22 protein-coding genes are annotated in these 26,234 nt (G+C 71.1%); 10 read left to right on the plus strand and 12 right to left on the minus strand.

From position 1 onward, the window contains the following. Positions 1–16 precede the first annotated feature (16 nt). The 4 genes from ACIRVK_RS01730 to ACIRVK_RS01745 all read right to left on the minus strand — a co-directional run bounded on the left by ACIRVK_RS01730 (position 17) and on the right by ACIRVK_RS01745 (position 6,751). Entirely contained in the window at positions 17–3,796 is a 3,780-nt protein-coding gene (locus ACIRVK_RS01730; protein WP_404242844.1) for a multifunctional oxoglutarate decarboxylase/oxoglutarate dehydrogenase thiamine pyrophosphate-binding subunit/dihydrolipoyllysine-residue succinyltransferase subunit, read from the minus strand. 301 nt (positions 3,797–4,097) lie between these two features. Continuing rightward, the gene (locus ACIRVK_RS01735) at positions 4,098–5,207 is read right to left on the minus strand and encodes an ATP-binding protein (protein WP_404242845.1); all 1,110 of its coding nucleotides are present in this window, start codon (positions 5,205–5,207) and stop codon (positions 4,098–4,100) included. Beyond that, on the minus strand, positions 5,204–5,941 hold the full coding sequence (locus tag ACIRVK_RS01740; RefSeq protein ID WP_404242847.1) for a response regulator transcription factor: 738 nt from the start codon (positions 5,939–5,941) through the stop codon (positions 5,204–5,206). The genes ACIRVK_RS01735 and ACIRVK_RS01740 overlap by 4 nt, the downstream gene beginning before the upstream one ends. 132 nt (positions 5,942–6,073) lie before the next feature. Continuing rightward, positions 6,074–6,751 carry a spermidine synthase gene (locus tag ACIRVK_RS01745; protein WP_404242849.1) on the minus strand — a complete coding sequence of 226 codons (678 nt, stop codon included), beginning with the start codon at positions 6,749–6,751 and terminating at the stop codon, positions 6,074–6,076. Positions 6,752–6,948: 197 nt separating this feature from the next. On the opposite strand from ACIRVK_RS01745, the gene ACIRVK_RS01750 reads away from it, so the two are divergent. The 4 genes from ACIRVK_RS01750 to ACIRVK_RS01765 all read left to right on the plus strand — a co-directional run bounded on the left by ACIRVK_RS01750 (position 6,949) and on the right by ACIRVK_RS01765 (position 11,852). Next, positions 6,949–7,725 carry a rhomboid-like protein gene (locus ACIRVK_RS01750; protein WP_404242851.1) on the plus strand — a complete coding sequence of 259 codons (777 nt, stop codon included), beginning with the start codon at positions 6,949–6,951 and terminating at the stop codon, positions 7,723–7,725. Positions 7,726–8,135: 410 nt separating this feature from the next. Next, complete coding sequence (lon, locus tag ACIRVK_RS01755) at positions 8,136–10,550, plus strand: endopeptidase La (protein ID WP_404242853.1); 2,415 nt, start codon at positions 8,136–8,138, stop codon at positions 10,548–10,550. A 155-nt stretch (positions 10,551–10,705) separates the two neighbouring features. Then, complete coding sequence (locus tag ACIRVK_RS01760; RefSeq protein ID WP_404242855.1) at positions 10,706–11,197, plus strand: MarR family winged helix-turn-helix transcriptional regulator; 492 nt, start codon at positions 10,706–10,708, stop codon at positions 11,195–11,197. Between the two features lie 127 nt (positions 11,198–11,324). Beyond that, positions 11,325–11,852, plus strand: a complete 528-nt coding sequence (locus ACIRVK_RS01765; protein WP_404242857.1) for a hypothetical protein — start codon at positions 11,325–11,327, stop codon at positions 11,850–11,852. 1 nt (position 11,853) lies between these two features. Here the strand turns inward: ACIRVK_RS01765 and ACIRVK_RS01770 are convergent, their stop codons facing one another. After that, positions 11,854–12,642 carry a hypothetical protein gene (locus tag ACIRVK_RS01770; protein WP_404242859.1) on the minus strand — a complete coding sequence of 263 codons (789 nt, stop codon included), beginning with the start codon at positions 12,640–12,642 and terminating at the stop codon, positions 11,854–11,856. Between the two features lie 379 nt (positions 12,643–13,021). Between ACIRVK_RS01770 and ACIRVK_RS01775 the strand changes: the two genes are divergently transcribed. Genes ACIRVK_RS01775 through ACIRVK_RS01795 form a run of 5 tightly spaced genes read left to right on the plus strand, consistent with a single transcriptional unit; the run spans position 13,022 to position 18,555 of the window. Then, complete coding sequence (locus ACIRVK_RS01775) at positions 13,022–15,748, plus strand: nitrate- and nitrite sensing domain-containing protein (RefSeq protein WP_404242861.1); 2,727 nt, start codon at positions 13,022–13,024, stop codon at positions 15,746–15,748. After that, positions 15,745–16,242, plus strand: coding sequence for a roadblock/LC7 domain-containing protein (locus ACIRVK_RS01780; protein WP_404242863.1), 498 nt, complete (start codon positions 15,745–15,747; stop codon positions 16,240–16,242). The genes ACIRVK_RS01775 and ACIRVK_RS01780 overlap by 4 nt, the downstream gene beginning before the upstream one ends. Next, a complete protein-coding gene (locus ACIRVK_RS01785; protein WP_404242865.1) occupies positions 16,239–16,658 on the plus strand; it encodes a DUF742 domain-containing protein in 420 nt (139 codons plus the stop codon). The genes ACIRVK_RS01780 and ACIRVK_RS01785 overlap by 4 nt, the downstream gene beginning before the upstream one ends. After that, positions 16,639–17,274 carry a GTP-binding protein gene (locus ACIRVK_RS01790; RefSeq protein ID WP_404242867.1) on the plus strand — a complete coding sequence of 212 codons (636 nt, stop codon included), beginning with the start codon at positions 16,639–16,641 and terminating at the stop codon, positions 17,272–17,274. The genes ACIRVK_RS01785 and ACIRVK_RS01790 overlap by 20 nt, the downstream gene beginning before the upstream one ends. Before the next feature lie 27 nt (positions 17,275–17,301). Next, complete coding sequence (locus ACIRVK_RS01795; RefSeq protein WP_404242869.1) at positions 17,302–18,555, plus strand: styrene monooxygenase/indole monooxygenase family protein; 1,254 nt, start codon at positions 17,302–17,304, stop codon at positions 18,553–18,555. Here the strand turns inward: ACIRVK_RS01795 and ACIRVK_RS01800 are convergent. From ACIRVK_RS01800 to ACIRVK_RS01815, 4 genes are all read right to left on the minus strand, one after another. After that, entirely contained in the window at positions 18,528–19,595 is a 1,068-nt protein-coding gene (locus ACIRVK_RS01800) for an NlpC/P60 family protein (RefSeq protein WP_404242871.1), read from the minus strand. The genes ACIRVK_RS01795 and ACIRVK_RS01800 overlap by 28 nt on opposite strands. A gap of 106 nt (positions 19,596–19,701) precedes the next feature. After that, positions 19,702–20,022, minus strand: coding sequence for a hypothetical protein (locus ACIRVK_RS01805; RefSeq protein WP_404242872.1), 321 nt, complete (start codon positions 20,020–20,022; stop codon positions 19,702–19,704). After that, positions 20,015–20,662 (minus strand): TetR/AcrR family transcriptional regulator, encoded by a 648-nt coding sequence (locus tag ACIRVK_RS01810; protein WP_404242874.1) that lies wholly within the window; start codon positions 20,660–20,662, stop codon positions 20,015–20,017. The genes ACIRVK_RS01805 and ACIRVK_RS01810 overlap by 8 nt, the downstream gene beginning before the upstream one ends. A gap of 68 nt (positions 20,663–20,730) precedes the next feature. Continuing rightward, on the minus strand, positions 20,731–21,669 hold the full coding sequence (locus tag ACIRVK_RS01815; protein WP_404242876.1) for a diiron oxygenase: 939 nt from the start codon (positions 21,667–21,669) through the stop codon (positions 20,731–20,733). Positions 21,670–21,756: 87 nt separating this feature from the next. Here ACIRVK_RS01815 and ACIRVK_RS01820 point away from each other — a divergent pair, with 87 nt between their 5' ends. Further along, a complete protein-coding gene (locus ACIRVK_RS01820; RefSeq protein ID WP_404242878.1) occupies positions 21,757–22,905 on the plus strand; it encodes a ferritin-like domain-containing protein in 1,149 nt (382 codons plus the stop codon). Here ACIRVK_RS01820 and ACIRVK_RS01825 read toward each other — a convergent pair. Genes ACIRVK_RS01825 through ACIRVK_RS01835 form a run of 3 tightly spaced genes read right to left on the minus strand, consistent with a single transcriptional unit; the run spans position 22,902 to position 26,183 of the window. Further along, positions 22,902–24,359: a peptidoglycan D,D-transpeptidase FtsI family protein gene (locus tag ACIRVK_RS01825; RefSeq protein WP_404242880.1), complete on the minus strand. Its 1,458-nt coding sequence runs from the start codon at positions 24,357–24,359 to the stop codon at positions 22,902–22,904. The genes ACIRVK_RS01820 and ACIRVK_RS01825 overlap by 4 nt on opposite strands. After that, the gene (locus ACIRVK_RS01830; RefSeq protein ID WP_404242882.1) at positions 24,356–25,717 is read right to left on the minus strand and encodes an FtsW/RodA/SpoVE family cell cycle protein; all 1,362 of its coding nucleotides are present in this window, start codon (positions 25,715–25,717) and stop codon (positions 24,356–24,358) included. The genes ACIRVK_RS01825 and ACIRVK_RS01830 overlap by 4 nt, the downstream gene beginning before the upstream one ends. Before the next feature lie 43 nt (positions 25,718–25,760). Then, positions 25,761–26,183 carry an SH3 domain-containing protein gene (locus ACIRVK_RS01835; protein WP_404242884.1) on the minus strand — a complete coding sequence of 141 codons (423 nt, stop codon included), beginning with the start codon at positions 26,181–26,183 and terminating at the stop codon, positions 25,761–25,763. Between the last annotated feature and the right edge of the window lie 51 nt (positions 26,184–26,234).

The following is a 26,234-nucleotide window of genomic DNA, read 5'->3' on the forward strand; positions in this document are numbered from 1 at the left end:
GCGGTGCCGTCGGGGCCTACGCCTCGAACACCTCGCGCACCAACTGCTCCTGCTCCGCCTGGTGGCGCTTGGCCGAGCCCACCGCCGGGGACGAGGAGTGCGGGCGGGAGATCCGGCGCAGGCGCTCGCCCGCCGGGATGTCCGCGCCGACCGCCAGGTCCAGGTGGTCGATGAGGTTCAGGGCGATGAACGGCCAGGCGCCCTGGTTGGCCGGCTCCTCCTGGGCCCAGAGGTACTTCTCGGCGTTCGGGTACTTCGCGATCTCCGCCTGGAGCTCGGCACCCGGCAGCGGGTACAGGCGCTCGATGCGGATGATGGCGGTGTCGTTGACGCCGCGCTTGGCCCGCTCGGCCTCCAGGTCGTAGTACAGCTTGCCCGCGACGAAGACGACCTTGCGGACCGCGGCCGCCTCCACCGTCGAGTCGCCGATGACGGGCCGGAACTGACCCGAGGTGAACTCCTCCGTCTTCGACGCGGCGGCCTTCAGGCGCAGCATCGACTTCGGGGTGAAGACCACCAGCGGCTTGTGGTGCGGGTTGTGCACCTGCCACCGCAGGAGGTGGAAGTAGTTCGACGGGAGGGTCGGCATGGCGACCGTCATGTTGTTCTGGGCGCAGAGCTGCAGGAAGCGCTCCACACGGGCCGAGGAGTGGTCCGGGCCCTGGCCCTCGTAGCCGTGGGGGAGGAGCAGGACGACGCCGGACGTCTGGCCCCACTTCTGCTCCGCCGCCGAGATGTACTCGTCGACCACGGTCTGCGCGCCGTTGACGAAGTCGCCGAACTGCGCCTCCCACATCACGAGGGCGTCGGGGCGGGCCAGCGAGTAGCCGTACTCGAAGCCCATGACCGCGTACTCGGACAGCAGGGAGTTGTAGACGTTGTAGCGGGCCTGGTCCTCGGCGAGGTACTGCAGCGGGGTGTACTCCTCGCCCGTCTCGCGGTTGATGAGGACCGCGTGGCGCTGGCCGAAGGTGCCGCGCTGGGAGTCCTGGCCGGACAGCCGGACCGGGGTGCCCTCCAGCAGCAGGGAGCCGACGGCCAGCGTCTCGCCCATGCCCCAGTCGATCGTGCCGTCCTCGACCATCGCCGCCCGGCGCTGCAGCTGCGGCAGCAGACGCGGGTGGACGTGGAAGGTGTCGGGGATGTTGACCTGGGACTCGGCGATCCGCTTCACGGTCTCCGTGGAGATCGCGGTGTTCACGGAGACCGGGAACTCGGCCTGCGGGTCCGACACCGGGCCGCCCGCCGGCTGGGAGGTGACGGCCTCGCGGACCTCCGTGAAGACCTTCTCCAGCTGGCCCTGGTAGTCCTGCAGGGCCTGCTCGGCCTCCTCCAGGGTGATGTCGCCGCGACCGATCAGGGACTCGGTGTACAGCTTGCGCACCGAGCGCTTCTTGTCGATCAGGTCGTACATCAGCGGCTGGGTGAAGGCCGGGTTGTCCGACTCGTTGTGACCGCGGCGGCGGTAGCAGATGAGGTCGATCACCACGTCCTTGTTGAACGCCTGGCGGAACTCGAAGGCCAGCCGGGCGACGCGGACGACGGCCTCGGGGTCGTCGCCGTTCACATGGAAGATCGGGGCCTCGATCATGCGGGCCACGTCCGTCGCGTACATGGAGGAACGCGAGGACTCGGGGGCCGCGGTGAAGCCGACCTGGTTGTTGATGACGATGTGGACCGTGCCGCCGGTGCGGTAGCCGCGCAGCTGCGACATGTTCAGGGTCTCGGCCACCACGCCCTGGCCCGCGAAGGCCGCGTCGCCGTGCAGGGCGACCGGCAGGACGGTGAAGTCCGTGCCGCCCTTGTTGATGATGTCCTGCTTGGCGCGGGTGATGCCCTCGATGACCGGGTCGACCGTCTCCAGGTGGGAGGGGTTCGCGGCCAGCGAGACGGTGATCTGCTCGCCGTCCAGGCCGGTGAAGGTGCCCTGGGCGCCCAGGTGGTACTTCACGTCGCCGGAGCCGTGCATCGACTTCGGGTCGAGGTTGCCCTCGAACTCGCGGAAGATCTGCGCGTAGGACTTGCCGACGATGTTGGCCAGCACGTTCAGCCGGCCGCGGTGGGCCATGCCGATGACGACCTCGTCCAGGCGGGACTCCGCCGCGCTGTCGAGGACCGCGTCCAGCAGCGGGATGACGGACTCGCCGCCCTCGAGGGAGAAGCGCTTCTGGCCGACGTACTTGGTCTGCAGGAAGGTCTCGAAGGCCTCCGCCGCGTTCAGCCGGCGCAGGATGCGCAGCTGCTCCTCGCGCTCCGGCTTGGTGTGGCCGCGCTCCACGCGGTCCTGGATCCACTTGCGCTGCTTGGGGTCCTGGATGTGCATGAACTCGATGCCGGTGGTGCGGCAGTACGAGTCGCGCAGCACGCCGAGGATGTCGCGCAGCTTCATCATCGACTTGCCGGCGAAGCCGCCGACGGCGAACTCGCGCTCCAGGTCCCACAGGGTGAGGCCGTGCTCGGTGATGTCCAGGTCGGGGTGCTTGCGCTGGCGGTACTCCAGCGGGTCGGTGTCGGCCATGACGTGACCGCGGACCCGGTAGGAGTGGATCAGCTCGAAGACGCGGGCGGCCTTGGTGACGTCGTCGTCGTGGCTGGCGTCGATGTCCTTGAGCCAGCGGACCGGCTCGTAGGGGATGCGCAGCGCCTCGAAGATGTCGTCGTAGAAGCCGTTGTCGCCGAGGAGGAGGTTCGCGACGGCGCGCAGGAACTCGCCGGAGGCGGCGCCCTGGATGACCCGGTGGTCGTAGGTCGACGTCAGCGTCATGACCTTCGAGATGCCGAGCTTGTTCAGGGTGTCCTGGCTGGTGCCCTGGAACTCCGCCGGGTAGTCCATGGAGCCGACGCCCATGATCACCGACTGGCCGGGCATCAGACGCGGCACGGAGTGGACCGTGCCGAGGCCGCCCGGGTTGGTCAGGGAGACCGTGACACCGGTGAAGTCGTCCATCGTCAGCTTGTTGTCGCGGGCGCGACGGACGATGTCCTCGTAGGCCTGCCAGAACTCGAAGAAGTTCAGCGTCTCGGCCTTCTTGATGGCGGCCACGACGAGCTGACGGTCGCCGTTGGGCTTCACCAGGTCGATGGCGAGGCCCAGGTTGACGTGCGCCGGCTTGATCAGGGTCGGCTTGCCGTCCTTCTCGCCGAACGACCAGTTCATCGACGGCATGGCCTTGATGGCCTGCACCATCGCGTAGCCGATCAGGTGCGTGAAGGAGATCTTCCCGCCCCGGGCGCGCTTGAGGTGGTTGTTGATGACGATCCGGTTGTCGAACAGCAGCTTCACCGGGACCGCGCGGACCGAGGTGGCCGTCGGCAGCTCCAGGGAGGCGTTCATGTTCTTCGCGACGGCGGCGGCGGGGCCGCGCAGCGTCACCAGCTCGGGGCCGTCCGCGGGGGCGGCCGGCTCCGCCTTGGCGGCCGGCTGGGCGGCGGCCGCGGGCTTCGCCGGGGCGGGCGCGGCCGGAGCCGGGGCCGGGGTGGCCGGCTTCGCGGGGGCCGGGGCGGCGGCCGCGGGCTTGGGCGCCGCGGGGGCGGCCTGGGCCGGCGCGGGCACGGACGGGGGCGCGGCGGGCGCCGGAGCCACCGAGGTGGTCTCCGCGGGAGCAGGGGTGGCGGCCGCCCCTGGCTTGTAGTCGGCGAAGAAGTCCCACCAGGCTCTGTCGACCGAGTTCGGGTCCTGGAGGTACTGCTGATAGATCTCGTCGACGAGCCACTCGTTGGGACCGAACGCGGCTACGGGGTTCTTCCCGTGGTCCTCGGTGGAGACGCTCGAGTTACTGGGGGACTGTGGCGACACGGCGGCAACCGCCCTCTTCCGCTTCACAAGGTGATGGACAGCGGAAATAAAGGCTACGCCCCCATGGCCGGTCAGGTCAGGCCGAGCAAGGTCATCGTCGCGTAAGTCACACCGGAAACCGTGTTTCGGGGCTGGAAATGGCGGGAAACAAGCGAGGTTCCGCTGTGTGGCGGGCGCGTGCGGGCGGGTCCGGATGCGACGACGAAAGCCCAGCACGCGGTGCGCGTGGGCGGGTGCCTGATCACACGGGTCCGGCAGCGCCGCCGCGGATGGATCTTGAGGCTCCGGTTCGGACTTTACGTCAACTTGGCACGGATGTCTCTCCCGGAAGGGTGACAAGAATCCGGCAGCCCCGCTGGGATTCGGCCACTCCGATCCGGCCTCCGTGCAGATCGACCGCCCAGCGGGCGATCGCGAGCCCCAGACCCGTACCGCCGTCCCCGCCCTGGCCGTTGGACGCGCCCGCGCCGCCCCGGTTGAAGCGCTCGAAGACGCGGTGCCACTCCGCGGGCGGGATGCCCGGACCCTCGTCCAGCACCTCCAGCTCCAGCGACTCGGGCAGCGCGCCGCGCCGGGCCTTCACGACCACGCGGCCGTGCGGCGGGCTGTGCTTGACCGCGTTGTCGATGAGATTCGCCACAACCTGGTGGATGCGCTCCGGGTCCGCGTGCGCGGTCAGCTCCGGCGGTGAGACGTCGAGGTGCAGATGGACGTCCGTGCGGGTGTGGCTGCCGGAGCCCGAGGCGATGCCCGCGCGCGCGGGCACGGCCATGTTGGCCTCCTTCAGGACGCCCGAGAGGTACGGCCACACCTCGAAGCGCCGCTTGCGCAGCGGTACGACGCCGTTGTCCAGCCGGGACAGGTCCAGCAGCGTCTCCACCAGCCGGCCGAGCCGCTCGGTCTGCTTCAGGGCCGTGCGCATGGTCTCGGGGTCGGCGCTCGTGACGCCGTCGACGATGTTCTCCAGCACCGCGCGCAGACCGGCGATGGGCGTGCGCAGCTCGTGCGAGACGTTCGCCACCAGCTCCTTGCGCTGCCGGTCCTGCGCCTCCAGGTCGTCGGCCATACGGTTGATGGTCTGGGCGAGGTCGCCCAGCTCGTCCCTGCGGTTCTCGCGCACCCGGCGGGTGTAGTCGCCGTGCGAGATGGAGCGGGCGACCGCGTTCATGTCGTCCAGCGGCGCGGTGATCGAGTGTGCCACGAACTGCGTTATCAGCAGCGTGGCGATCATCGAGAAGACCGTGATGAAGCGCAGCTCGGTGGCCGTGCGCATCGCGATCATCATCAGTCCGGTGGTGATGAGGACCGCGATGACGACGAGAGTGCCCAGCTTCGTCTTGATCGAGAACGGGCGGACGCTGCCCCAGGGCTCCTTCCCGGGGCCTGACCGCGCGGGCGGCCCGCCACTCATGGCGTCGGGGTCTCCAGCGCGTAGCCCACACCGTGCACGGTGCGGATCCGCTCTGCGCCGATCTTCCTGCGCAGCGCCTTGATGTGGCTGTCGACGGTCCGGGTGCCCGAGGCGTCCGCCCAGTCCCACACCTCCGCAAGGAGCTGCTCCCGGGAGAGAACCGCGCGCGGGGTGTTGGCCAGGCACACCAGCAGGTCGAACTCGGTCGGCGTGAGGTGGACGTCCTCACTGCGCACCCGCACCCGGCGCTGCGCGTGGTCGATCTCCAGCTCGCCGAGCCGCAGGATGCCGCTGCGCGGCGTCGCTGCGGCCAGCGCCGCCCGCTCGACGCGGCGCAGCAGCACGTGCACCCGCGCGGCCAGCTCCCGCATGGAGAAGGGCTTGGTCATGTAGTCGTCGGCGCCGACACCGAGCCCGACCAGCATGTCGGTCTCGTCGTCGCGCGCGGTGAGCATCAGCACCGGCACCGGACGGGCGGCCTGCACCCGACGGCAGACCTCCAGCCCGTCGAAGCCCGGCAGCATGATGTCGAGGATCAGCAGATCGGGCTGCCAGGCCTCGGCGGTGTCGACGGCGGCCGGGCCGTCGCCGGCGGTCTGCACGAGGAAGCCCTCGGCGCGCAGGCGGGCCGCGATGGCGTCGACGATGGTCGGGTCGTCCTCGACCACCAGCACCCGGCGCTGCGCGCCCTGGGTCGCCGTCGTGCCGTTGTGGGAAGTGTGGGTCTGCTCCATCGCCCGCCCCTGAGTTGCTTTCCGGAATGGTGGGGGTCATTCCGCTGACTGGCTATGCCTGCGCATGCTTGCGATTGACGCTTGAATGATCCGCGTCAGGGAAGCAGGGTACGGGGAGTAACCGCGCTTCGGCTATCCAGGTCGGACGGCGAGATGCACGACGTCGGGAACGCCCCGGGCAACCGGGATCTCTTCGGTACGCACCTGTTGGAACCCGGCATTCCGCAGTGTTCCTTCAAATTCCGGAGACGGCTGCGCGGACCACACAGCGAGCACGCCGCCGGGCTTCAACGCCCTTGCGCAGCTTGCGAGTCCGGCCGGTGAGTACAGCCCGTCGTTGTCCTCGGTGACAGTCCAGCCGGGCCCGTTGTCGATGTCCAGGCACAGGGCGTCGTACGTGGCGGATGTCTCACCGAGGTGTGCGACGAGGTCGGCTTCCACGATCCGGGTGCGCGGATCCTCGAGGGCCCGGGCGGACAGGTCCGCGAGCGGGCCGCGCAGATGCCAGTCGATGATCGCGGGTTCCCGTTCCACGACGGTGATCGCGCCCCAGCGCGGATCCGCCGCCGCGTGTGCGAGCGAGAAGCCGACGCCGAGGCCGCCGATCAGCACGTCAGGGGCCTCGCGGCCGCCCAGGGCGGCCAGCGCCGCGTCGATCAGCAGCCGCTCCGAGCGGCCGTCCGAGGTGTCCATCAGGAAGCAGCCGTTGGCGATGATCTGCAGCAACTCGCCGTGCCGGCGCAGCACGACCTCGCCGTACGGGCCCTCGCGACGGTCCAGGACCACAGGGGTGTCGTAGGGGGCGGTCATGGCCCCATCCTGCACGAACCGGCGTTTCGGGCCCTGGGAATTACGCGGGGTCACGCGGTGGCGGACGGGCTGACGGCCCATGAGATGTTCGTCAACACGCTGAGAGGTTGCTGAGAATCGGCCTCCTCGTGGTGTCCGTCATAGACAGTTGCTCCAGGGATCCCGAATGGTGGGGGCAACGGAAGGAGCAACACGGCGTGGAACAGACCGCGACGGCCGACACGAAGTCCTCGGTCGCGCCCCTTCCCGAGGTCTTCGACCTGCTGGACGGCATGCCGCGGCAGCGCGGCTCGGCCACCGCCTGCGCGGCCGCCGTACCGGCAGCGGTCCCGGCCCCCGGAATCCGCTTCCCCCGCGTCTGGAGACTGCTCCCCACCCCCACCGGCACGCCGTTCACCTTCGGCTACGCGGCCCTGCTGGCCGTCACCTCGCTGTTCGCCACCTATGCCTCGTCGCCCCTCGTCAACGCGCTGTACCAGGCCTCCAGCACCGATGTGGCGCATCTCGTGCGCGAGCCCGGGGAGGTGCTGGTGGCCAGTGCGCTGTGGGTCGCGGGCGGGTTCACCTCGCCGTACGTGGCCTGCTTCCTGCTCGTGCTGACCGCGCTGGAGCGACGGGTGGGCGGGGCGCGGACGGCCGTGGTCTTCGTGTTCGGGCACGTGCTGGCCACGCTCGCCACCGAGGGCACGGTGGGCGTCTCCGTGCTGGTCGGCGACCTTCCCGGCACGTCACTGCACCGCCTCGACTTCGGCATCAGCTTCGGCGTCGCCACCAGCCTCGGCGCCCTGGCCGGCCTGCTGCCCCCGTGGCTGCGCTGGCCGATGCTGACGCTGTTCGCCGCCATGCTCATCGACGACCTGAGCACGTTCACCGACCCGATGACCGACTGGGGCCACCTGATCTCCCTGGCGATAGGCGTCAGCACCTGGCCCCTGCTCCGCCGCTGGCAGCGCACCCGCCGGGCCGTCGCCTAGGCGGCACTGCTCGGGCCGAGCCGGCCCACCAGCCGCACGTCTGCGGCGCCCGCAGCGCACGGGATCAGCCGCCGGTCGAGGAAGACGACGGCCGGTTTCCGAGTTCGTACAGCCATGCCCACCTTCAGCCGGACCCAGTGCCGCGGCAGGCAACGTCTGCCCGGGAAGGAGGGGCGACGTGGGGCCCCTCCCGCTCGAGCGAAGTCGAGAGTGGGGGAGCGTCCTCTCGGCGTGCCGGGCGGCGCGACGGGGCGAACGTCGCCTGCCGCGGCATTAGCACCCCCCGGACTCCCCGTGGGGGTGTCGGCGTTTCTGATCGCCGTCAGCGAACGGCGGCTGCCGTGGGGAACATTCGGGAAGCCTCCTGCATTGAGTCGGCATAGCTCAACTTGGTTGTAGGAAGGAAAATCATGGCTTCGACGTCCACACCGCTCACCCTGCCTGTGCTGCCGCTCGACGACGAGGTCGTGCTGCCCGGAATGGTGGTTCCGCTGGACCTGAACGACGCCGACGTGCGCGCCGCGGTGGAGGCGGCTCAGGCCGCCGCGCGCAACGAGCCCGGAAAGCCGAAGGTCCTGCTGGTCCCCCGTGTCGACGGGACGTACGCGAGCACCGGTGTGCTCGGCACGGTCGAGCAGGTCGGCCGGCTGGCCGACGGTGACCCGGGCGCCCTCATCCGCGGCCGTGGCCGCGTGAAGATCGGCGCCGGCACCACCGGCCCGGGTGCGGCGCTGTGGGTCGAGGGGACGAGGATCGACGAGAGCGTGCCCGAGCCGCTGCCCGGCCAGGTCGCCGAACTGGTCAAGGAGTACAAGGCCCTCGCCACCGCCTGGCTGCGCAAGCGCGGCGCCTGGCAGGTCGTGGACCGTGTGCAGGCCATCGACGACGTGTCCCAGCTCGGCGACAACTCCGGCTACTCGCCGTTCCTGACCACCGAGCAGAAGATCGAGCTGCTGGAGACCGCCGACCCGGTGGCCCGCCTCAAGCTCGCTACCCAGCAGCTGCGCGACCACCTCGCCGAGCAGGACGTCGCCGAGACCATCGCCAAGGACGTCCAGGAGGGCGTCGACAAGCAGCAGCGCGAGTTCCTGCTCCGTCGTCAGCTGGAGGCCGTCCGCAAGGAACTGCGCGAACTCAACGGCGAGAAGGACGGCGAGGAGTCCGACGACTACCGCGCCCGCGTGGAGGCCGCCGACCTGCCGGAGAAGGTGCGGGAGGCCGCCCTGAAGGAGGTCGACAAGCTGGAGCGGTCCAGCGACCAGTCGCCCGAGGGCTCGTGGATCCGCACCTGGCTGGACACCGTCCTCGAACTCCCCTGGAACGAGCGGACCGAGGACGCCTACGACATCCAGGGCGCCAAGGCGGTCCTGGACGCCGAGCACGCGGGCCTGGAGGACGTGAAGGAGCGGATCACCGAGTACCTGGCGGTGCGCAAGCGCCGCAGCGACCGCGGCCTCGGCGTCATCGGCGGCCGGCGCGGCGGTGCCGTCCTGGCCCTCGTCGGCCCGCCCGGCGTCGGCAAGACCTCGCTGGGCGAGTCCGTGGCCCACGCCATGGGCCGCAAGTTCGTCCGCGTCGCCCTCGGCGGCGTGCGCGACGAGGCCGAGATCCGCGGTCACCGCCGTACCTACGTCGGCGCGCTGCCCGGCCGGATCGTCCGCGCGATCAAGGAGGCCGGTTCGATGAACCCGGTCGTCCTGCTCGACGAGATCGACAAGGTGGGCTCCGACTTCCGGGGCGACCCGGCGGCCGCCCTGCTCGAGGTCCTCGACCCGGCGCAGAACCACACCTTCCGCGACCACTACCTGGAGGTCGAACTCGACCTGAGCGACGTGGTGTTCCTCGCGACGGCGAACGTCCTGGAGGCCATCCCCGAGGCCCTGCTCGACCGTATGGAGCTGGTCCGCCTGGACGGCTACACCGAGGACGAGAAGGTCGTCATCGCCCGGGACCACCTGCTCCCGCGCCAGCTGGAGCGGGCCGGCCTAGACAAGGACGAGGTCGCCCTCGACGAGAGCGCGCTGCGCAAGCTGGCCGGCGAGTACACCCGCGAGGCGGGCGTGCGCACCCTGGAGCGCTCGATCGCCCGGCTGCTGCGCAAGGTCGCGGCCCAGCACGAACTGGGCGAGCGGGAGCTGCCGTTCACCATCCGGGACGAGGACCTGCGGGCCCTGATCGGCCGGCCGCACCATGTGCCCGAGTCCGCCCAGGACCCGGCCGAGCGCCGTACCGCGGTGCCCGGCGTGGCCACCGGCCTCGCGGTGACCGGGGCCGGCGGTGACGTCCTGTTCGTCGAGGCGTCCCTCGCGGACCCGGAGACGGGCGGCGCGGGCCTGACCCTGACCGGTCAGCTGGGGGACGTGATGAAGGAGAGCGCGCAGATCGCCCTGTCCTTCCTCCGCTCGCACGGCGCGGAACTGGAGCTGCCGGTCGCGGACCTCAAGGACCGCGGCGTGCACATCCACTTCCCGGCGGGCGCGGTCCCGAAGGACGGCCCGAGCGCCGGCGTCACGATGACGACGGCCCTGGCGTCGCTCCTGTCCGGCCGTCTGGTCCGCACGGACGTGGCGATGACCGGTGAGGTCTCGCTGACCGGCCGTGTCCTGCCCATCGGCGGCGTCAAGCAGAAGCTGCTCGCCGCGCACCGCGCCGGGGTGACGACCGTCGTCATCCCCAAGCGCAACGAACCCGACCTGGACGACGTGCCCGCGGAGGTGCTGGACAAGCTCGACGTCCACACCGTCACCGACGTCCGCCAGGTGCTGGAGCTGGCCCTCGCGCCCGCCACGAGCGACGCGACGCCGGAGGTTCCGGCGGCGGCGTGACGGACGCTGCCGGACAGGGAAGGCCCGGGTCCCGTGAGGGAGGCCCGGGCCTTCCGCGTGTCACCGTCCGGACCTGCGAAATACTTGACCTGCCGCGGTGACGACGGGGTCCGGCGGAAACTTCACGAGCGGGACGAACCGAGGCAGGGGCTGACGTGCACGGAGGCGGAAACGGGGACGAGGTCCGAGGACCCGCGGGCTCGGCGTCGAGCGGTGCGGACCAGGAGTACCTGTCACTGGAACGCGAGATGACGGTCCTGCTGCGGCGCGCCCGCGCCAGCCAGGGCGAGATGGCCCGCGAGGTCCACCCCGACCTGGAGTCGGCGGCCTACGGCCTGCTCATCCGCCTCGACGAATGCGGACGCCAGCGCGCCACCGAGCTCGCCGGCTACATCGGCGTCGGCAAGGCCACCATGTCCCGCCAGTTGCGCGCCCTGGAGGACCTCGGCCTGGTCGCCCGCGAGCCCGACCCCGCCGACGGCCGCGCCTGGCTGGTCCACCTCACCGAGGAGGGCCACCGGCGGGTGACCAAGGTCCGCGAGGCCCGCCGCGCCCGCTACGTCAGCCAGCTCTCCCACTGGGACCGCCGTGAGGTGGCCGAACTCGCCCGTCTGCTGGCGCAACTGAACCGTGGCATGGAGCGGTAGCCGGCCGGGGAGGTGCGGGGGCGGTGGTCAAGAGTGCGTCATGTGGCACCGGCGACTGAGAGGGCGGGAGGCGCAGGCCGTACCAAGGGAGTGACCCGACGGCGACTCCCGTAGGAAAGGCACCTCCGTGATCCCGCACCGCATCGTCCTCGCTTCGGTCGCAGGGCTCGTATCCGCGTTCCTGTTGGCGGCGTGCGACTCCTCCTCGACCACCGCCGCCGGCGCCGCCCCGGTCGTCCCGGCCACGACCGGCCCGGTGGCGTCGGCCGCCCCCGCCACGCCGGCCCCCGCGACCACCCCCGCGCCCGCCGGGGCCCCGGTGACGATCGCCGTGCGCGGCGCGGACGGCGTGGTCACCGACGGCAGGGGGATGACCCTCTACCGGTACGCCAAGGACAGGCCGAACCCGTCCAAGTGGACCTGCTCCGGCGCCTGCGTGAAGACCTGGCTGCCCGTCATCGTGCAGGATCCCGTACGGGCCCAGGGCGTCCACGCCAGCCTGCTCGGCACCGTCCACCGCCACGGCCAGAAGCAACTCACCCTCGCCGGGTGGCCGTTGTACCGCTATGTCGGCGACACCGCGGCCGGACAGACCAACGGCCAGGGGAAGGACGGCCAGTGGCACACCCTCACCGCTTCAGGGACGGTCGGCTAGCTCAGAGTTCGGCGTACACGACGGTCGCGTCGTCGTGGGTCTTGCTGCGCCTGAGGAAGGTCCGTTCCTCGCTGTCGGCGCGCTCCAGTTGCCGTACGCGGTCCACCAGCGCCTGTGCCCCCTCCTTCTGGACCAGGCGCAGACAGGCCTGCCAGTCGCCCTCGCGGAACCTCTCCACCCACCGCGCCGCTCCGTCCGTGAGGCCGAGCAGGGTGCGCACCTCGGAGCGTGCGACGGTCCGCGTCACCGCCCGCCGGGCAACCGACGGGTCCGCCGCCGCCGTGAAGAAGCCGCCCTCCTTGTTGCGGACCGACGCGTCGATGAAGGCGTCGGTGGCCAGGGAGGACCGGGGGAGCCGGGAGAGGCGGTCGTCCAGGACGGGGGTCACCGTGCCCGACGGCGCCTCCAGCAGGAGCGCCGAGTCGGACAGGACGAGACAGTCGACGGTCTCCTGGGACCACCGCGCCACCACCACTGTTGCCTGCGGGGTGCGTGGGTGAGAAAGGTCACAAGTGGCGGAATGTGTGTCAGCTGTGCGGGAGATGGCGCGCGCGAGGACCTCGGTCAGCGGAACATCCGGGAGGGAAACGGTCAGTTCGGTCAGCGCGCCGCCGAGCCGGGCCGTGTACCAGGGGACGGAATGCAGACAACCCGTCCCGCCCCGGGGCGGGGTCACCCCGTCCAGGATCACGAGGGCGCCACCCTGGCCGGAAGCAGGGAGGGCGACCGCCGCGAAGTCCTCGTTGGGGCGGTTCGCGTCGCCCGGCTCCGAAACAAGTTCCGTACGCATTCGGCCAGTCTGCACGACGTCTTCACGCGGTTCACCAAAGGCCCCCATCGGTTGCCGAATTGGCGCACCCGCGCAGGTCAGACGCCTGATTTGGGGTGGAATTCGATGTTCCGGGAATGCGTGGCGGCACATAGTGCCATCGGTCGCCGGGGACGTCCAACCGGCCCACCCCGCAAGGTCGCTGCAACCCCCAGAGAAACTTGCCCGCCCACTCGCCTCCGATGTTCACTCCTTCGGGTGGCGGGCCCGGCGATGCGGGGCCACCGCCCACCGGCACTGGGAGGGTCGGGGACCGTACCAGGTGAACGCGCAGTCCGTGGAAGTTGACGGAGCGTCACCCGGGCCCAATGAGTATCACGAGTCAGGAATGCGAGCACCGGTGCAGAAGACGCGGCCTCGTCGCCCAGGCAAGCAGACGGCCTCCGGAGCGGGTGCGCCCGCCCCTGCCACTGTCACCGGCAAGGGCCGCCCCACCCATGTACGCAACCGGCTCATCGTCGCCGTCGCCGTGGTGGCCGCCGCCGTCGCCGGAGCCGGAACCCCCTCCGTCCTCGCCGCCTCCGGCGACCTGAACGACTCCCAGAACCTGGTCACGCTCGCCGGCCAGACCCAGAACGCGCTGGCCCTCGCGCACGCGCTCGCCGACGAGCGCGACGAGGTGGTCCCCTACATCGCCGCCGGGCGGCCGAAGTCGAAGGCACCCTCGGAGCAGCAGAGCTCGCGGGTGGACCGGCAGGTCGAGGACATGCGCGCCGACCCGGACGCGCCGGCCTCCCTGCGCGGCGACCTCGACGGCATCGCCACCCTGCGCCGGGCCGCGCTCACCGGCAGGAGCAGCGCCCTGGAGGCGCACAACGCCTACTCCGCCGTCATCACCGACCTGCACCGGCTCGCCGACCAGCTGGCCGAGCGGACGCCGCCGCGGGCCGGCTCCGGCGCCCACTCCCTCGCCGAGCTCGACTCGGCCGTCCAGCAGTCGGCCGCCGCGCGGGGGCTGCTGCTGGCGGCGCTGAACGTGCCGACGTCGACCCGGACCGTCATCAGCCCCGTCACCGGCCTGCCGACCACCGCCACCACCTCCTCGGCCGCCGACGCCAGGACACGCAACGCCCTGACCGCCGCCGCCCAGCAGGCCCGCCTGCGCGCCGACGCGGCGCTCGCCGGCTTCCGCGACACCGCGCCCCAGGCGGCCGTGGACTCGTACGACAGCACGGTCACCGGTGCCGAGGTCAACTCCGCCGACAAGTACCTGGCGTCCCTCACCGCCCAGCCGACGCTGTCCACGGCCCAACTCGGCACCAGCGCGGCCAAGGTGGACGCCGCCCTGTCCGCCCGCGTCGACATGATGCGGGGCGTCGAGTCCGCGCTCTACGACCGCCGCACCAAGGACCTCGCCCACCTCCGCGACGACGACGTCACCGCGCTGGAGATCCGGATCGCGGTCCTGGGTGCCCTGATGCTGGTCGCCGTCGGCATCGCCACCGCCATGGCCCGCTCGCTCACCCGCCCGCTGTCCGTCCTGCGCCGGGGCTCGGCCCGCCTGGCGGAGTCCGGGAACCCGGCGGCCGAGGAGCCCATCACCTTCACCGGCCGCAACGACGAGTTCGCCCAGGTCGTCCGCTCCGTCAACGCCCTGCACGCACACGCCGCCGCCCTGCACGAGCGGATCGCCACGCTGGAGACCGACCGCAAGCACCTGGTCGGACAGCGGCAGCAGATGGCCGACACCCGCGCCGAACTGCGCGCCGAACTCGACGAGTCGGCAGCCCAGTTGGAGCGGCTGCGGGAGAGCATCGGCGGCACCTTCGTGAACCTGGCCCTGCGCACCCTGGGCCTGGTCGAACGCCAGCTGACGGTCATCGAGGGCCTGGAGGAACGGGAGCAGGACCCGGACCGCCTCTCCACCCTCTTCAAACTCGACCACTTCGCCACGGTGATGCGCCGGCACAGCGAGAACCTCCTGGTCCTCGCCGGCACCGAGCACGTCCAGCAGCACGCGGGCCCCGTCCCGCTGGTGGACGTGGTCCGCGCCGCCGTCAGCGAGATCGAACGCTTCGAACGCGTCCGCATCGCGGCGCTCCCGCCGCACGCCCACGTGGCCGGCTTCGCCGCGGACGACCTGTCCCACCTGCTGGCCGAACTGCTGGAGAACGCCACCGCGTTCTCCCCGCCGGACCTGCCCGTCGAGGTCTCCGGCTGGCTCCTGGAGAACGGCGAGGTCATGCTCTCCGTCCAGGACGAGGGCATCGGCATGACCGACGACCGCATGACCCGCCTCAACGCCCGCCTCGCCGAGTTCGACCCCGAGACCCCCTACGACCAGGAGGGCGAGGCGGGCCTCGGCCTCGGCCTGTACGTGGTGGCCCGGCTGGCCCACCGCCACGGCGTCCGTGTCCAGCTCCGCGAGCAGAAGCAGGGCGGGGTGGCGGCGGTCGTGGTCCTCCCGAACGCCCTGCTCTCCCCGTCCCCGGCCACGGCGGTCCCGTCCGCCACGCACACCCCGCCCACCCACACCTTCTCCCTCCCCGGCGCCGACGCCGAGGCCAACTCCAACGTCCTGCACGGCCGCTCGAAGCCCGCGGACCCCCTGGTGGCCCTGGCGGAGAAGGCGGTACGGGAGCGACCCACCGGGCAGGACGCGGAGGCGGCATCCCCGGAGCGCCCCGCCGAGACCACGATGGAACTCCTCATCCCGCCACCGGCGCCCGAGCCGCTGCCGGCAGCGGACCCGCTGGAGGAAGCCCACGCCCGGCCCGCGCCGGAACCGGACGCGTCCCCCACCCGCCCCGCGGCCGTCGACGGCGGCGACGACGGCGACGACGAGGCGACCCACGACCACACCCCCGACGTCCTGACGTCGAAGGGCCTGCCCAAGCGCACGCCCAGGATCACCGCACCCACCGCCGCACCCCGCCCCCGCAACAGCTCCGTCGACGCGGAAGCCCTCCGCAGGAGACTCGGCGGCTTCCGCCAGGGTGCCCAGGCCGGCTACCGCGACGTACAGGCGGAGATCGCCGAACAGACCGGCCAGACCAGGCAGCCGGCCGCAGGGCCGGCCACATCCGAAGAAGCCACGGGGGGCACCGTCGAGGAGGCAAGCAGTTGACCGCGCCCAGTACCTTCGGACTGAGCAGTGAAGCCCGTAACCTGCACTGGCTGCTGACGAACCTGGTCGAGGAGGTGCCGGGCATCCAGTCAGTAGCGGTGGTCTCCTCCGACGGCCTCCTGCTCCTGTCCTCCGACCCGGGCCGCAACGAGGAGGCCAAGGCCAGGCGGCAGCGCAGCGGCCCCCGCGGCTCCTCCGCCGACCTCGCCACCATCGTCTCCGGCATCGGCAGCCTCACCGTCGGCTCCGCGAAGCTGATGGGCGCCGGCGCCGTGAAGCACACGATGGTCGCCATGGACGAGGGCAGCCTGTTCGTGATGTCGATCAGCGACGGCAGCCTGCTCGGCGTCCACGGCTCCGCCGACTGCGACATGAGCGTGGTCGCCTACCACATGGCCCTGTTCGTCGGCCGCGCCGGCCACGTCCTGACCCCCGAACTCCGCAGCGAGCTCCGCAAGTCCCTGGAGCAGGAGTCCGCCGGGAGCCCCCGATGACCAGCGAGCAGCCGAAGAAGCACACGCTCCCGGTCCGCGGCGGCGACCGCAGGCCCGCCCGCGTCCGCCCCTACTCGCTCACCGGCGGACGGACCCGCTTCGGGCACGTCCTGCTCGTCGAGACGTTCGTCGCGGCGCTCGAGGCGCCCGAGGAGCGCAGGGAGCTGACGAAGAGCTCGCTCGCCACCCGGGTCATGCCCGAGATGCAGGCCATCGTCGAACTGTGCCGCCGCATGCGCACGGTGGCCGAGATCGCCGCGCTGCTGAGGATGCCGCTCGGCGTGGTGCGCGTGCTGCTGAGCGACCTCGCGGACCAGGGAAAGATCCGCGTGTACGGAACAGGTACCGGTCACGGCACGGGCCGCCCGGACCGCGCTCTGCTGGAAAGGGTGCTGAGTGGACTCCGTCGTCTCTGACGCCGTCGGCGTCGCCTCCTTCGTCGACCCCGACGAGACCCCGCGGTCCTGGCAGACGGACCGCACCCGCGCCCCCGTCGCCACGAAGATAGTCGTGGCGGGAGGCTTCGGCGTGGGCAAGACCACGCTGGTCACCGCCGTCTCGGAGATCACGCCCCTGCAGACCGAGGCCCTGATGACCGAGGCGAGCGAGGAGACCGACGACCTCACCGCCACCCCGGGCAAGCTGACCACCACGGTGGCCATGGACTTCGGCCGTCTCACCCTCGACGACGACCTGGTGCTCTATCTGTTCGGCACGCCGGGCCAGCAGCGGTTCTGGTTCATGTGGGACGACCTGGTGCGCGGGGCGATCGGCGCGGTCGTCCTCGCGGACACCAGGCGGCTCAAGGACTCCTTCCCCGCGCTGGACTACTTCGAGAGCTGCGGACTGCCGTACGTCGTGGCGGTCAACCACTTCGACGGCAGCGAGCTGTTCGAACCGGAGGACGTCCGAGAGGCCTTGACGATCCCCGCGCACATACCTGTCATGATCATGGATGCGCGGCGGAGGATCTCGGTGATCGAGACTCTCCTGTCCCTCGTCGGCCACGCGCTCGACGAGACCCCCGAGTAGTCGCCCCTCTTAGGAGTAGTCACCCGCATGCGGAAGATACTCGTCGTAGGAGCCGGCCAGTCCGGTCTCCAGCTCGCCCTCGGCCTCCAGTCGCACGGGTACGAGGTCACCCTGATGTCGAACCGGACCGCGGACGAGATCCGCTCCGGCCGGGTCATGTCGACGCAGTGCATGTTCCACACGGCCCTGCAGCACGAGCGCGATCTCCAGCTGAACTTCTGGGAGTCCCAGGCCCCGAAGATCGAAGGACTCGGGGTCTCGGTCGCCGCCCCCGGCTCGCACGACCCCGGTCCGACCCAGCGGGCGATCGACTGGGTGGGCCGGCTCGACGGGTACGCGCAGTCGGTCGACCAGCGGGTGAAGATGGCCGGCTGGATGGAGACCTTCGCGCAGCGCGGCGGCCAGCTGGTCATCCACGGCGCCGCGGTCTCCGACCTCGACTACTTCTCCCGCACCTACGACCTGGTCCTGGTGTCGGCGGGCAAGGGCGAGCTGGTCTCCATGTTCGGCCGGGACGCGTCCCGTTCCCCCTACAGCGAGCCGCAGCGCGCCCTCGCCGTCTCCTACGTCCACGGTCTGGGCCCGCGCCCCGAGCACCCCGACCACCACGCCGTTCGCTGCAACCTGGTCCCCGGCGTCGGCGAACTCTTCGTCATGCCGACCCTGACGACCTCCGGTCCGGCCGACATCCTGTTCTGGGAGGGCATACCCGGCGGCCCGCTCGACGTCTTCAACGGCGTCAAGGACCCGGCGGAACACCTCTCCCTGACCCTGGAACTCATGGAGAAGTTCACGCCCTGGGAGTACGCGCGGGCCACCAAGGTCGAACTGACCGACGCGGGCGGCACCCTGGCCGGCCGTTACGCCCCCACCGTCCGCAACCCCATCGGCCGCCTCCCCGGCGGCGGCCTGGTCCTCGGCGTCGCGGACGTCGTCGTCGCCAACGACCCCATCACCGGCCAGGGCTCCAACTCCGCCGCCAAGTGCGCCGCCTCCTACCTCGCGTCGATCCTCGAGAACGGCGAGAAGGAGTTCGACGAGGCCTGGATGCGGGCCACCTTCGACCGCTACTGGGACACCGCCCAGCACGTCACCAAGTGGACCAACGCCATGCTGGCCCCGCCGCCGGAGCACATCCTCAACCTCATCGGCGCGGCCGGCCAGCTGCAGCCGGTGGCCGACCGCTTCGCCAACGGCTTCGACGACCCCGCCGACTTCGAGAACTTCTTCTACGAGCCGGAGAAGGCAGGCGCCTACCTCGCCTCCGTGGCCGGTACCTGAGCACCGTCCGGTCGTACGGCACCGAGGACCGGGTAGCTCGCGACGGGCGAGACCTTGACCTGCTCACCGGTCCTCGGCGCCTGGATCACCATGCCCTCTCCCACGTACATCGCCACGTGCGTGGCCTCGGGGAAGTAGACCACCAGGTCGCCGGGGCGCAGGTCCTTCAGGGGGACCCTCGGCAGCCGCGCCCACTGCTCCTGGCTGGTGCGGGGAATCGGCGTGCCCGCGTGCCCCCACGCCTGGGACGTCAGTCCCGAGCAGTCGTACGACGCCGGTCCCTCGGCGCCCCACTGGTACGGCTTGCCCAGTTGCCTGACGGCGTACCGCACAGCCCGCTCGCCCGCCTGTGACGGCTCGGCGTCGGCGGCCGGCGCACCGGACGCCCCCATGAACCGCTGCTGCGCCCGGTCGACCCCGCCCTTCTCCAACCGGGCGAGTGCGGAGAGCTGTTCGGGCGTGAGGGACACGAGGAGTCTCTCCACGTCCTTGAGCCGCTTCTGCACGTCGTCCCGCTGCTTCTTGCGCCGCTCGGCGAGGGAGAGCTGGTCGTCGAGGGCCTTGCGCGCCTGACGGGCCAGGTCGCCGGCCTTCTTCTCACTCTTGGTCAGCCGCCCCAGCGTCTCGGCCCGCTCCCGCGCCAACTGCCCGATGACATGGCCCTCGTCGAGCGCCTGCTGGGGGTCCTGGGCGAGCAGCAGACGGACGTAGGAGGAGATGCCCGTGCCGCTCTGGTACTGCTGCCGCGCCAGCCGTCCGGCGGCAATCCGGCTGTCGTCCAGCAAGAGCCGGGCCCGGGCCAGCTCCTGGTCCAGCCGCTCGACCTCGGCCCGCTGCCTCGTCAGCTTCTTCTCGGTCGCGTCATAGCTCTCCGTGGCCTGCTCCGCCTCCCGGTACAGCCGCTGAAGGTCCGTCAGCACCTGGGAGACGGGACGCCCGCCCGGCTCCGGCTCGGGTACGGCCGACGCGGGCAGCGGTGCGAGAACGGTGCCGACCGCCACCGCGGCCGTACACACAAGACGCAGAAGCCTTCCTGACACGCCATCACCTCCGGTGCGGGACAGCCCCTCTGTCCCCGCACCGCGCAGTTTCAGGCGATCGCTCGGTCCTTCGCGAGCCGAGTGTGCGCGGTTCGGCGCAACCCCGTCACCCGTCGGTGTCGTCCGGCTTGCGGCCCGGCGTGGCGTCCGGCTTCGACCAGGGCCACCTGAGTCCGGTGTCCGCCCGGCCCTCGGGGTCGTACGCGTACTTCCACCCCTGCTGGATACCCAGCCGTCTGCTGTGCCCGCGCGGCACCCGCCGGTAGACGAGCACGGTGTCCGGTCCGCCGGAGGGGTCCGGCACCGGGATGCGGTAGATCTTGGGAGGCTGTCCGGTGGGTCCGAGCAGCACCGGCAGCACCCGGCCGTCCATCGGCCCGCCCTCGAACGGCGTGTTCTCGCTCTTCACGGCACCAGTGTCAGCCATCCTTCGCCAGCGCCCGCACCAGCGCGGCGGTCTGCGGGTCCCGGTTCGCCGTCACCGACAGCACGGCCACGAACTGCTCCACCAGCCAGTCCCGCAGCTCGTCGACGGGCGGCTGCTTGTCCTCGTCGAGCCAGATCAGCGAGGCCGCCTCCACCGCGGTGATCCACATCCGTACGGTCATCCGCAGCCGCAGGCCCGGCTCCCGCACGTCGAGGTGGCGCAGGATGTGCTCGGCGGCGGCCCGTCGCACCCCGTCCACGATGGCGGTCGTCCGGGACGTCTCCACGACGCTGCCGCCCTGGAGCAGTGCACTGAACCCCGCGTCGTGCTCGTCGACGAAGGCCAGGTAGCGGTCGAGGGCACGGGCAAGGCGGGGGAGGAGCGGCCCGTGCCGAGGCTCGTCGAAGCACTGCCGCAGCTCGTCCGCGGCCGACCGCAGCGCGGCCTCGTACAGCTGCTGCTTGCCACCGGGGAAGTACCGGTACACGAGGGGGCGGGAGACTCCGGCCGCCTCGGCCACGTCGTCGAGGGAGACGTCCTCGGGGGCGCGGTGCGCGAAGAGACCGAGGGCGGCGTCGAGGAGCTGGCTTCGTCGCTCCTCGACGCTCAACCTGCGGTAGGCGGGGGCGGCGGGCGTCATGCAGTGCAGCGTAATCGCAGGCTGCGCATGTCGCCCCAAAGGGGCGCGGGGCTGGTCGCACCCTGCCCTCAAGCCAGCAGCCCCGAGCTCTTCCACAGCCGCCGCCCGACCCCCCGAAGCACGCCAATGTCGTCCAGGAAGTCGGTCAACCGCTTGGCGCCGGTCTGCATCACCTCCCGTCGATGCCCGCTCGCCTTCACCTGTGCCAGAGCCTCCCGCTTGTCCAGGCCCACGTTCGTGTAGACCTCGGGGTTCACGAAGGCCACCGAGAACACGCGGGCGAACTCACCGGACGTCACCCGGGTGAACTCCTGGGACCACCGGGGCGCGGTCACCATCTGCCGCCGCAGCTCCTCACGCGCGTACCGCACATGGCGGGCCTCCTCCACGACGTGGATCCGCGTGACCCCCCGGATCAACGGCTGCACCCGCTCGTCGGGGAACGTCAGCCGCTGCATCCAGTCGAGCACCTCCTCGCCGAGCAGCGTCGCCGTGAAGGACCCCGGGGTGGTGGAAATGGTCTTGAACAGCCGCCCCAGCCGCTGGTGCGCCCGCGCCACCGGATACCAGGGCGTACCCCCTTGCGCGATCAGCCGCGCGAACATCTTGGAGTGACGGCACTCGTCCTCGATCTCGGTGAGCGCGTACCGGACATGCGCGCTCGTCGCCGCCTTGTCGTAGATGTGCCGTACCAGCAGCTGCATCAGGATGATCTCGAACCAGATCCCCAGCGAGGCCAGCGAGGCGGCCTCGTGCCGCGAGAGCAGGATCCGCTGCTCCTCGCCCATCCGCTTCCACAGCGGCGTGTCGTACAGCGAGACGAGCTCCGGCGGCCAGAACCACTTGCCCTCCTCGAAGGGCGCGTCCCAGTCGAGTTCCTTGTCCGGGTCGAAGGAGTGCTTCGCGGAGGAGGCGAGGAGCCGCTCGGCGACCTGCTCGCGGTCCTTGAGCAGCCCGAGGGCGTCGCGCAGGCCGTCGAGTGCGTCTGCTTCCGTGAGAGTCGTCATGGCAGTTATGAGACTGCCTGTCAGCAAGCTCGTCAATCCCTTGCACGGGACTTGTTGACTCCCCGTCTACATGTGAGCCTGCGGGGTATGCCAACCCATGAGCTGTACACCAACGACCCCGGTGACCACCTCTGGCAGGTCCCCGCATCCGGCGCGGCCCGTTTCAGCTGGGAGTACGACGACGGCCGCGAACGACTGCTCGCCCTCTACCAGAAGGGCAAGGACAAGCAGTGGGACGGGCAGCGGCGCATCGACTGGGATCTGGAGGTCGACCCGTACGACGTGCTGGGCACCCCGGACGAGTCCATCTCGCTGTACGGCACGCCGTACTGGGCGAAGATGAGTGAGCGGGAGCGGGGCGAGCTGCGACAGCACTACGCCTCCTGGCAGTTCAGCCAGTTCCTGCACGGTGAGCAGGGCGCGATGATCTGCGCGGCGCGGATCGTGGAGTCGGTGCCGGACCTGGACGCCAAGTTCTACTCGGCGACGCAGACCATGGACGAGGCGCGGCACGCCGAGATCTACGGCCGTTTCCTGCACGAGAAGGTCCAGATGGTCTACCCGATCAACGACAACCTCCAGTCCCTGCTGGGTGACACGCTCCGCGACAGCCGCTGGGACATGCCGTACCTGGGCATGCAGGTGCTGATCGAGGGGCTGGCGCTGGCCGCCTTCGGCATGATCCGGGACACGACGACCAAGCCGCTGCCGAAGCAGATCCTCGCCTACGTCATGCAGGACGAGGCCCGTCACGTGGCCTTCGGGCGGATGGCCCTGCGCGACTACTACAAGCAGCTCACCGACGCCGAACTGCGCGAACGCGAGGAGTTCGTCATCGAGGGCTGCTATCTCATGCGCGACCGGCTGCGCGGGGTCGAGGTCCTGGAGAACTTCGGCATCCCGACGGCCGAGGCGGAGGAGTTCAGCGAGCAGTCCGAGTTCCTCGCCCTGTTCCGGCAGTTGCTCTTCTCCCGGATCGTGCCGTGCGTCAAGGACATCGGTCTGTGGGGCAAGCGGCTGCAGCAGGCGTACGTCGACATGGGCGTCTTCGAGATGGGGGACTCCAACCTGGACCTGCTGATGGCCCAGGACGAGGAGATCGCCGAGAAACTGGACGCCGAGCGCTTCGCGACAGAGGAGGAGGAACGGGTCGCGGAGGTGGCGGAGGCGATCGAGGCGGGGGCGACGGCCGAGCCTCCCAGGAGTTGGGCGTCCCCAGGAGTTGGGCGTCCCTAGGAGTTGAGCACCGCCTCCATCACCGCCCGGGCGATCGGCGCCGCCACGCCGCCGCCGGTGATCTCACCACGGTGCGCCGAGCCGTCCTCCACGACCACGGCCACCGCCACCTTCGGCTCCAGGTCCTGCTCCCGCTGGGCCCAGGACACGAACCAGGCGTAGGGCGTTCCGGCGTTGCCGACGCCGTGCTGGGCGGTGCCGGTCTTGCCGCCGACGATCGCGCCGGGGATGGCCGCGTTCGTGCCGGTCCCCTCCGTCACCACGCCCTCCATCAGCTCCTTCATCAGGGCCGCCGTCGAGGGGCGCATCACCTGCCGGCCCGGCCGCGAGCCCGGCGTCCACATCGTGCCCCCGCCGGCCGTCGTCGTCCGCTCCACCAGGTACGGGTCGCGCAGCAGCCCGCCGTTCGCGACGGCCGCCGAGACCATCGCCATCTGCAGGGGCGTCGCCCGCGTGTTGTACTGACCGATCGACGACAAGGCCAGCTGCGCCTTGTCGACCGAGGTGTCGAAGGTGCTCTGCGCGACCGAGAAGGGAACGCGCAACCCCGTGTCGTCGAAGCCGAACGCCTTCGCCGTGGCCGCCATGCCGGTGACCCCGACGTCCACGCCGAGCTTCGCGAACACCGTGTTGCAGGACCACTCGAAGGCGTCCCGCAGCGTCGCGTCCTCGCACCCCTCGCCCTCGTTCACCAGCAGGGTCCTGGTACCCGGCAGTCGGTACGGGTCCGGTGAGTGCGTCGGCCGGTCGAGGTCCGTGACCACGCCGGCGTCCAGCGCTGCGGCCCCCGTGACCACCTTGAACGTCGACCCCGGCGGATACGTCTGCCGTACCGCCCGGTTGAGCATCGGTTTGTCGGGGTCGGCGTTCAGCTGCTTCCAGGAGCGTTCCGTGGCCTTCGCGTTCCCCGACAGGACCGACGGGTCGTAGGACGGGGTCGAGACCAGGGCAAGGATGCGGCCGGTCGACGGTTCCAGTGCCGCCACCGCGCCCTTGCGCCCGTCCAGCCCCTCGTAGGCCGCCTGTTGTGCCGCGGGGCTGAGGGTCGTCACCACGTTCCCGCCGCGGCTTCGGGTGCGCGTGAGGTCGTGCCAGATCGGGAGCGGCGTGAGCAGCGGGTCGGTGCCGGACAGGACCCCGTCCTGGGTGTGCTCGAGGAGGGTCGTGCCGTACACCTGCGAGGCGAAGCCGGTCACGGGGGCGTACAACGGGCCGTTCGCGTACGTCCGTTCGTAGCGCAGCTGCTCGCCGGAGTCCCGGGAGCCGGTGACCGGCTCGCCGGCGACCAGGATGTCGCCGCGCGGCTGGCCGTAACGGGCGATCGCCGAGCGCCGGTTGGCCGGGTTGGCGTCGTGGGAGGGGGCCTGGACGACCTGGACGCGCGCGGCGTTGACGAGGAGCGCGAGGAGCAGGAGTGCGCAGAACGCCGATGCGTGCCGGATGTACCGGGTCATGGGGCGACCTCTCCGTCGTACTGTCTGCGCGCCGAATGGCTCACCCGGATCAGCAGCGCCACGATCGCCCAGTTGGTGACGACCGAGGAGCCGCCCTGCGCGAGGAAGGGCATCGCCATGCCGGTGAGCGGGATCAGGCCGGTCACCCCGCCCGCGATGACGAAGACCTGGAGGGCGATCAGCGAGGCCAGGCCGACGGCGAGGAGGCGGCCGAAGGGCTCGCGCAGGGCGAGGCCGGCCCGGTAGCCGCGCTGCACCAGCAGGCCGTAGAGCAGGAAGATCGCGGACAGGCCCGCCAGGCCCAGTTCCTCGCCGGCCGTGGCCAGGATGAAGTCCGACTTCGCCGCGAAGCCGATGAGGACGGAGTGGCCGAGGCCCAGGCCGGTGCCCAGCACGCCGCCCGCGGCGAACGCGAAGAGGGACTGCGCGAGCTGGTTGGGACCCAGGCCCGCGTCGATGGACGCGAAGGGGTGCAGCCAGTCCTCCACCCGGCTGTGCACGTGCGGCTCCAGCCGGCTCACGGCCACCGAGCCGAGTGCCGCCAGCAGCAGCCCGACGGCGAGCCAGCCGGTGCGGCCGGTGGCGACGTACAGCAGCACGACGAACAGGCCGAAGAAGAGCATCGAGGTGCCGAGGTCGCACTCCAGGACGAGGACGCCGACGCTCAGCAGCCAGACGGCGACGAGGGGACCGAGGACCCGGCCGGTGGGCAGCCGTACGCACCAGATCCGGCGGCCCGTGTACGCGAGGGCGTTGCGGTTGGCGGCCAGGTACGCGGCGAAGAACACCGCCAGCAGCACCTTCGCGAACTCGCCCGGCTGGATGGAGAAGCCGGCGAGCCGGATCCAGATCCGGGCGCCGTTGACGGCCGGGAAGAGGATCGGGACCAGCAGCAGGACGAGAGCGGCGGCCACGCAGACGTAGGAGTAGCGCTGCAGCCAGCGGTGGTCGCGCAGCATCAGCACGACCACGATGAACAGGGCCACGCCCAGCGTGGACCACACCAGTTGGGCGGGAGCCGCCCGGTCGCCCGGGGTCTCCAGGTCGAGCCGGTAGATCAGCACCAGGCCGAGGCCGTTGAGCAGCACCGCGATCGGCAGCAGCAGCGGGTCGGCGTACGGCGCCCGCAGCCGCACCGCGAGATGCGCGAGCAGCGCGAGCACGCCGAGCCCGGCGCCGTAACCGGCGGCGCCGGGCGGGACGGTGCCGTGCTTGGCGAGGCCGACAGCGCAGTACCCGTACATGGACAGCAGGACGGCGAGGACGATGAGGGCCAGTTCGATGCCACGGCGCCGGGGGAGGCGTACCGCGGGAGCGGGGGGAGCCGCGGGTGCCACGGTGGTTCCGGCGTTGGTCATGTCCGGAACCTACCCAAATAGTGGGTCTTGTGACCTCAGGGTCTCAGCACCAGCGTGGCGGCGTGCCGATGGTCTTGATGTAGCGGGCCGAACCCCACGCCCAGGTGCCGTCCGTGAGGAGGTACCAGACGTGGTTGCCCTGGACCGGCTGCCCCGGGGCCTTGCAGAAGATCGAGACCCGCTCGCCCCGGTGGGCCACCCGGATCACCTGGCCGCCCCGGTTGGGCGCGCTGCGCAGGTTGAGCTCGCTCGCGGTGACGATGCCCCGCGCGAGGCGCGGGTTCTCGTGCCGGCCGCCGTGACCGCTCTCCGAGCCGTCCTCGTGCTGCTGGCTGCTGGCCGCCGACTGGTCACCGCTGCCGCCCCAGCCGTCGTCGGCGAGTGCGGGGGTGACGGCGGCGGAGGTGACGAGGGCGCCGCCGGCGGCGACTATGCCGACGCGGGCGAAGACGGAGCGCAGGGACATGGGTTACCTCCACGATGGGGACGAACCTGACTAACCGCCACGTTAGGAGGG

This window comes from Streptomyces sp. NPDC101152, from assembly GCF_044768275.1.
Taxonomy (GTDB): Bacteria; Actinomycetota; Actinomycetes; order Streptomycetales; family Streptomycetaceae; genus Streptomyces.

Bases quoted from the DNA above. Each gene is read 5' to 3' on its own strand.
- ACIRVK_RS01735 (WP_404242845.1), bottom strand. From the start codon at position 5,207: ATGAGTGGCGGGCCGCCCGCGCGGTCAGGCCCCGGGAAGGAGCCCTGG.
- ACIRVK_RS01740 (WP_404242847.1), bottom strand. From the start codon at position 5,941: ATGGAGCAGACCCACACTTCCCACAACGGCACGACGGCGACCCAGGGC.
- ACIRVK_RS01745 (WP_404242849.1), bottom strand. From the start codon at position 6,751: ATGACCGCCCCCTACGACACCCCTGTGGTCCTGGACCGTCGCGAGGGC.
- lon (WP_404242853.1), top strand. From the start codon at position 8,136: ATGGCTTCGACGTCCACACCGCTCACCCTGCCTGTGCTGCCGCTCGAC.
- ACIRVK_RS01770 (WP_404242859.1), bottom strand. From the start codon at position 12,642: ATGCGTACGGAACTTGTTTCGGAGCCGGGCGACGCGAACCGCCCCAAC.
- ACIRVK_RS01785 (WP_404242865.1), top strand. From the start codon at position 16,239: ATGACCAGCGAGCAGCCGAAGAAGCACACGCTCCCGGTCCGCGGCGGC.
- ACIRVK_RS01795 (WP_404242869.1), top strand. From the start codon at position 17,302: ATGCGGAAGATACTCGTCGTAGGAGCCGGCCAGTCCGGTCTCCAGCTC.
- ACIRVK_RS01805 (WP_404242872.1), bottom strand. From the start codon at position 20,022: ATGGCTGACACTGGTGCCGTGAAGAGCGAGAACACGCCGTTCGAGGGC.
- ACIRVK_RS01810 (WP_404242874.1), bottom strand. From the start codon at position 20,662: ATGACGCCCGCCGCCCCCGCCTACCGCAGGTTGAGCGTCGAGGAGCGA.
- ACIRVK_RS01815 (WP_404242876.1), bottom strand. From the start codon at position 21,669: ATGACGACTCTCACGGAAGCAGACGCACTCGACGGCCTGCGCGACGCC.
- ACIRVK_RS01820 (WP_404242878.1), top strand. From the start codon at position 21,757: ATGCCAACCCATGAGCTGTACACCAACGACCCCGGTGACCACCTCTGG.
- ACIRVK_RS01825 (WP_404242880.1), bottom strand. From the start codon at position 24,359: ATGACCCGGTACATCCGGCACGCATCGGCGTTCTGCGCACTCCTGCTC.
- ACIRVK_RS01830 (WP_404242882.1), bottom strand. From the start codon at position 25,717: ATGACCAACGCCGGAACCACCGTGGCACCCGCGGCTCCCCCCGCTCCC.
- ACIRVK_RS01835 (WP_404242884.1), bottom strand. From the start codon at position 26,183: ATGTCCCTGCGCTCCGTCTTCGCCCGCGTCGGCATAGTCGCCGCCGGC.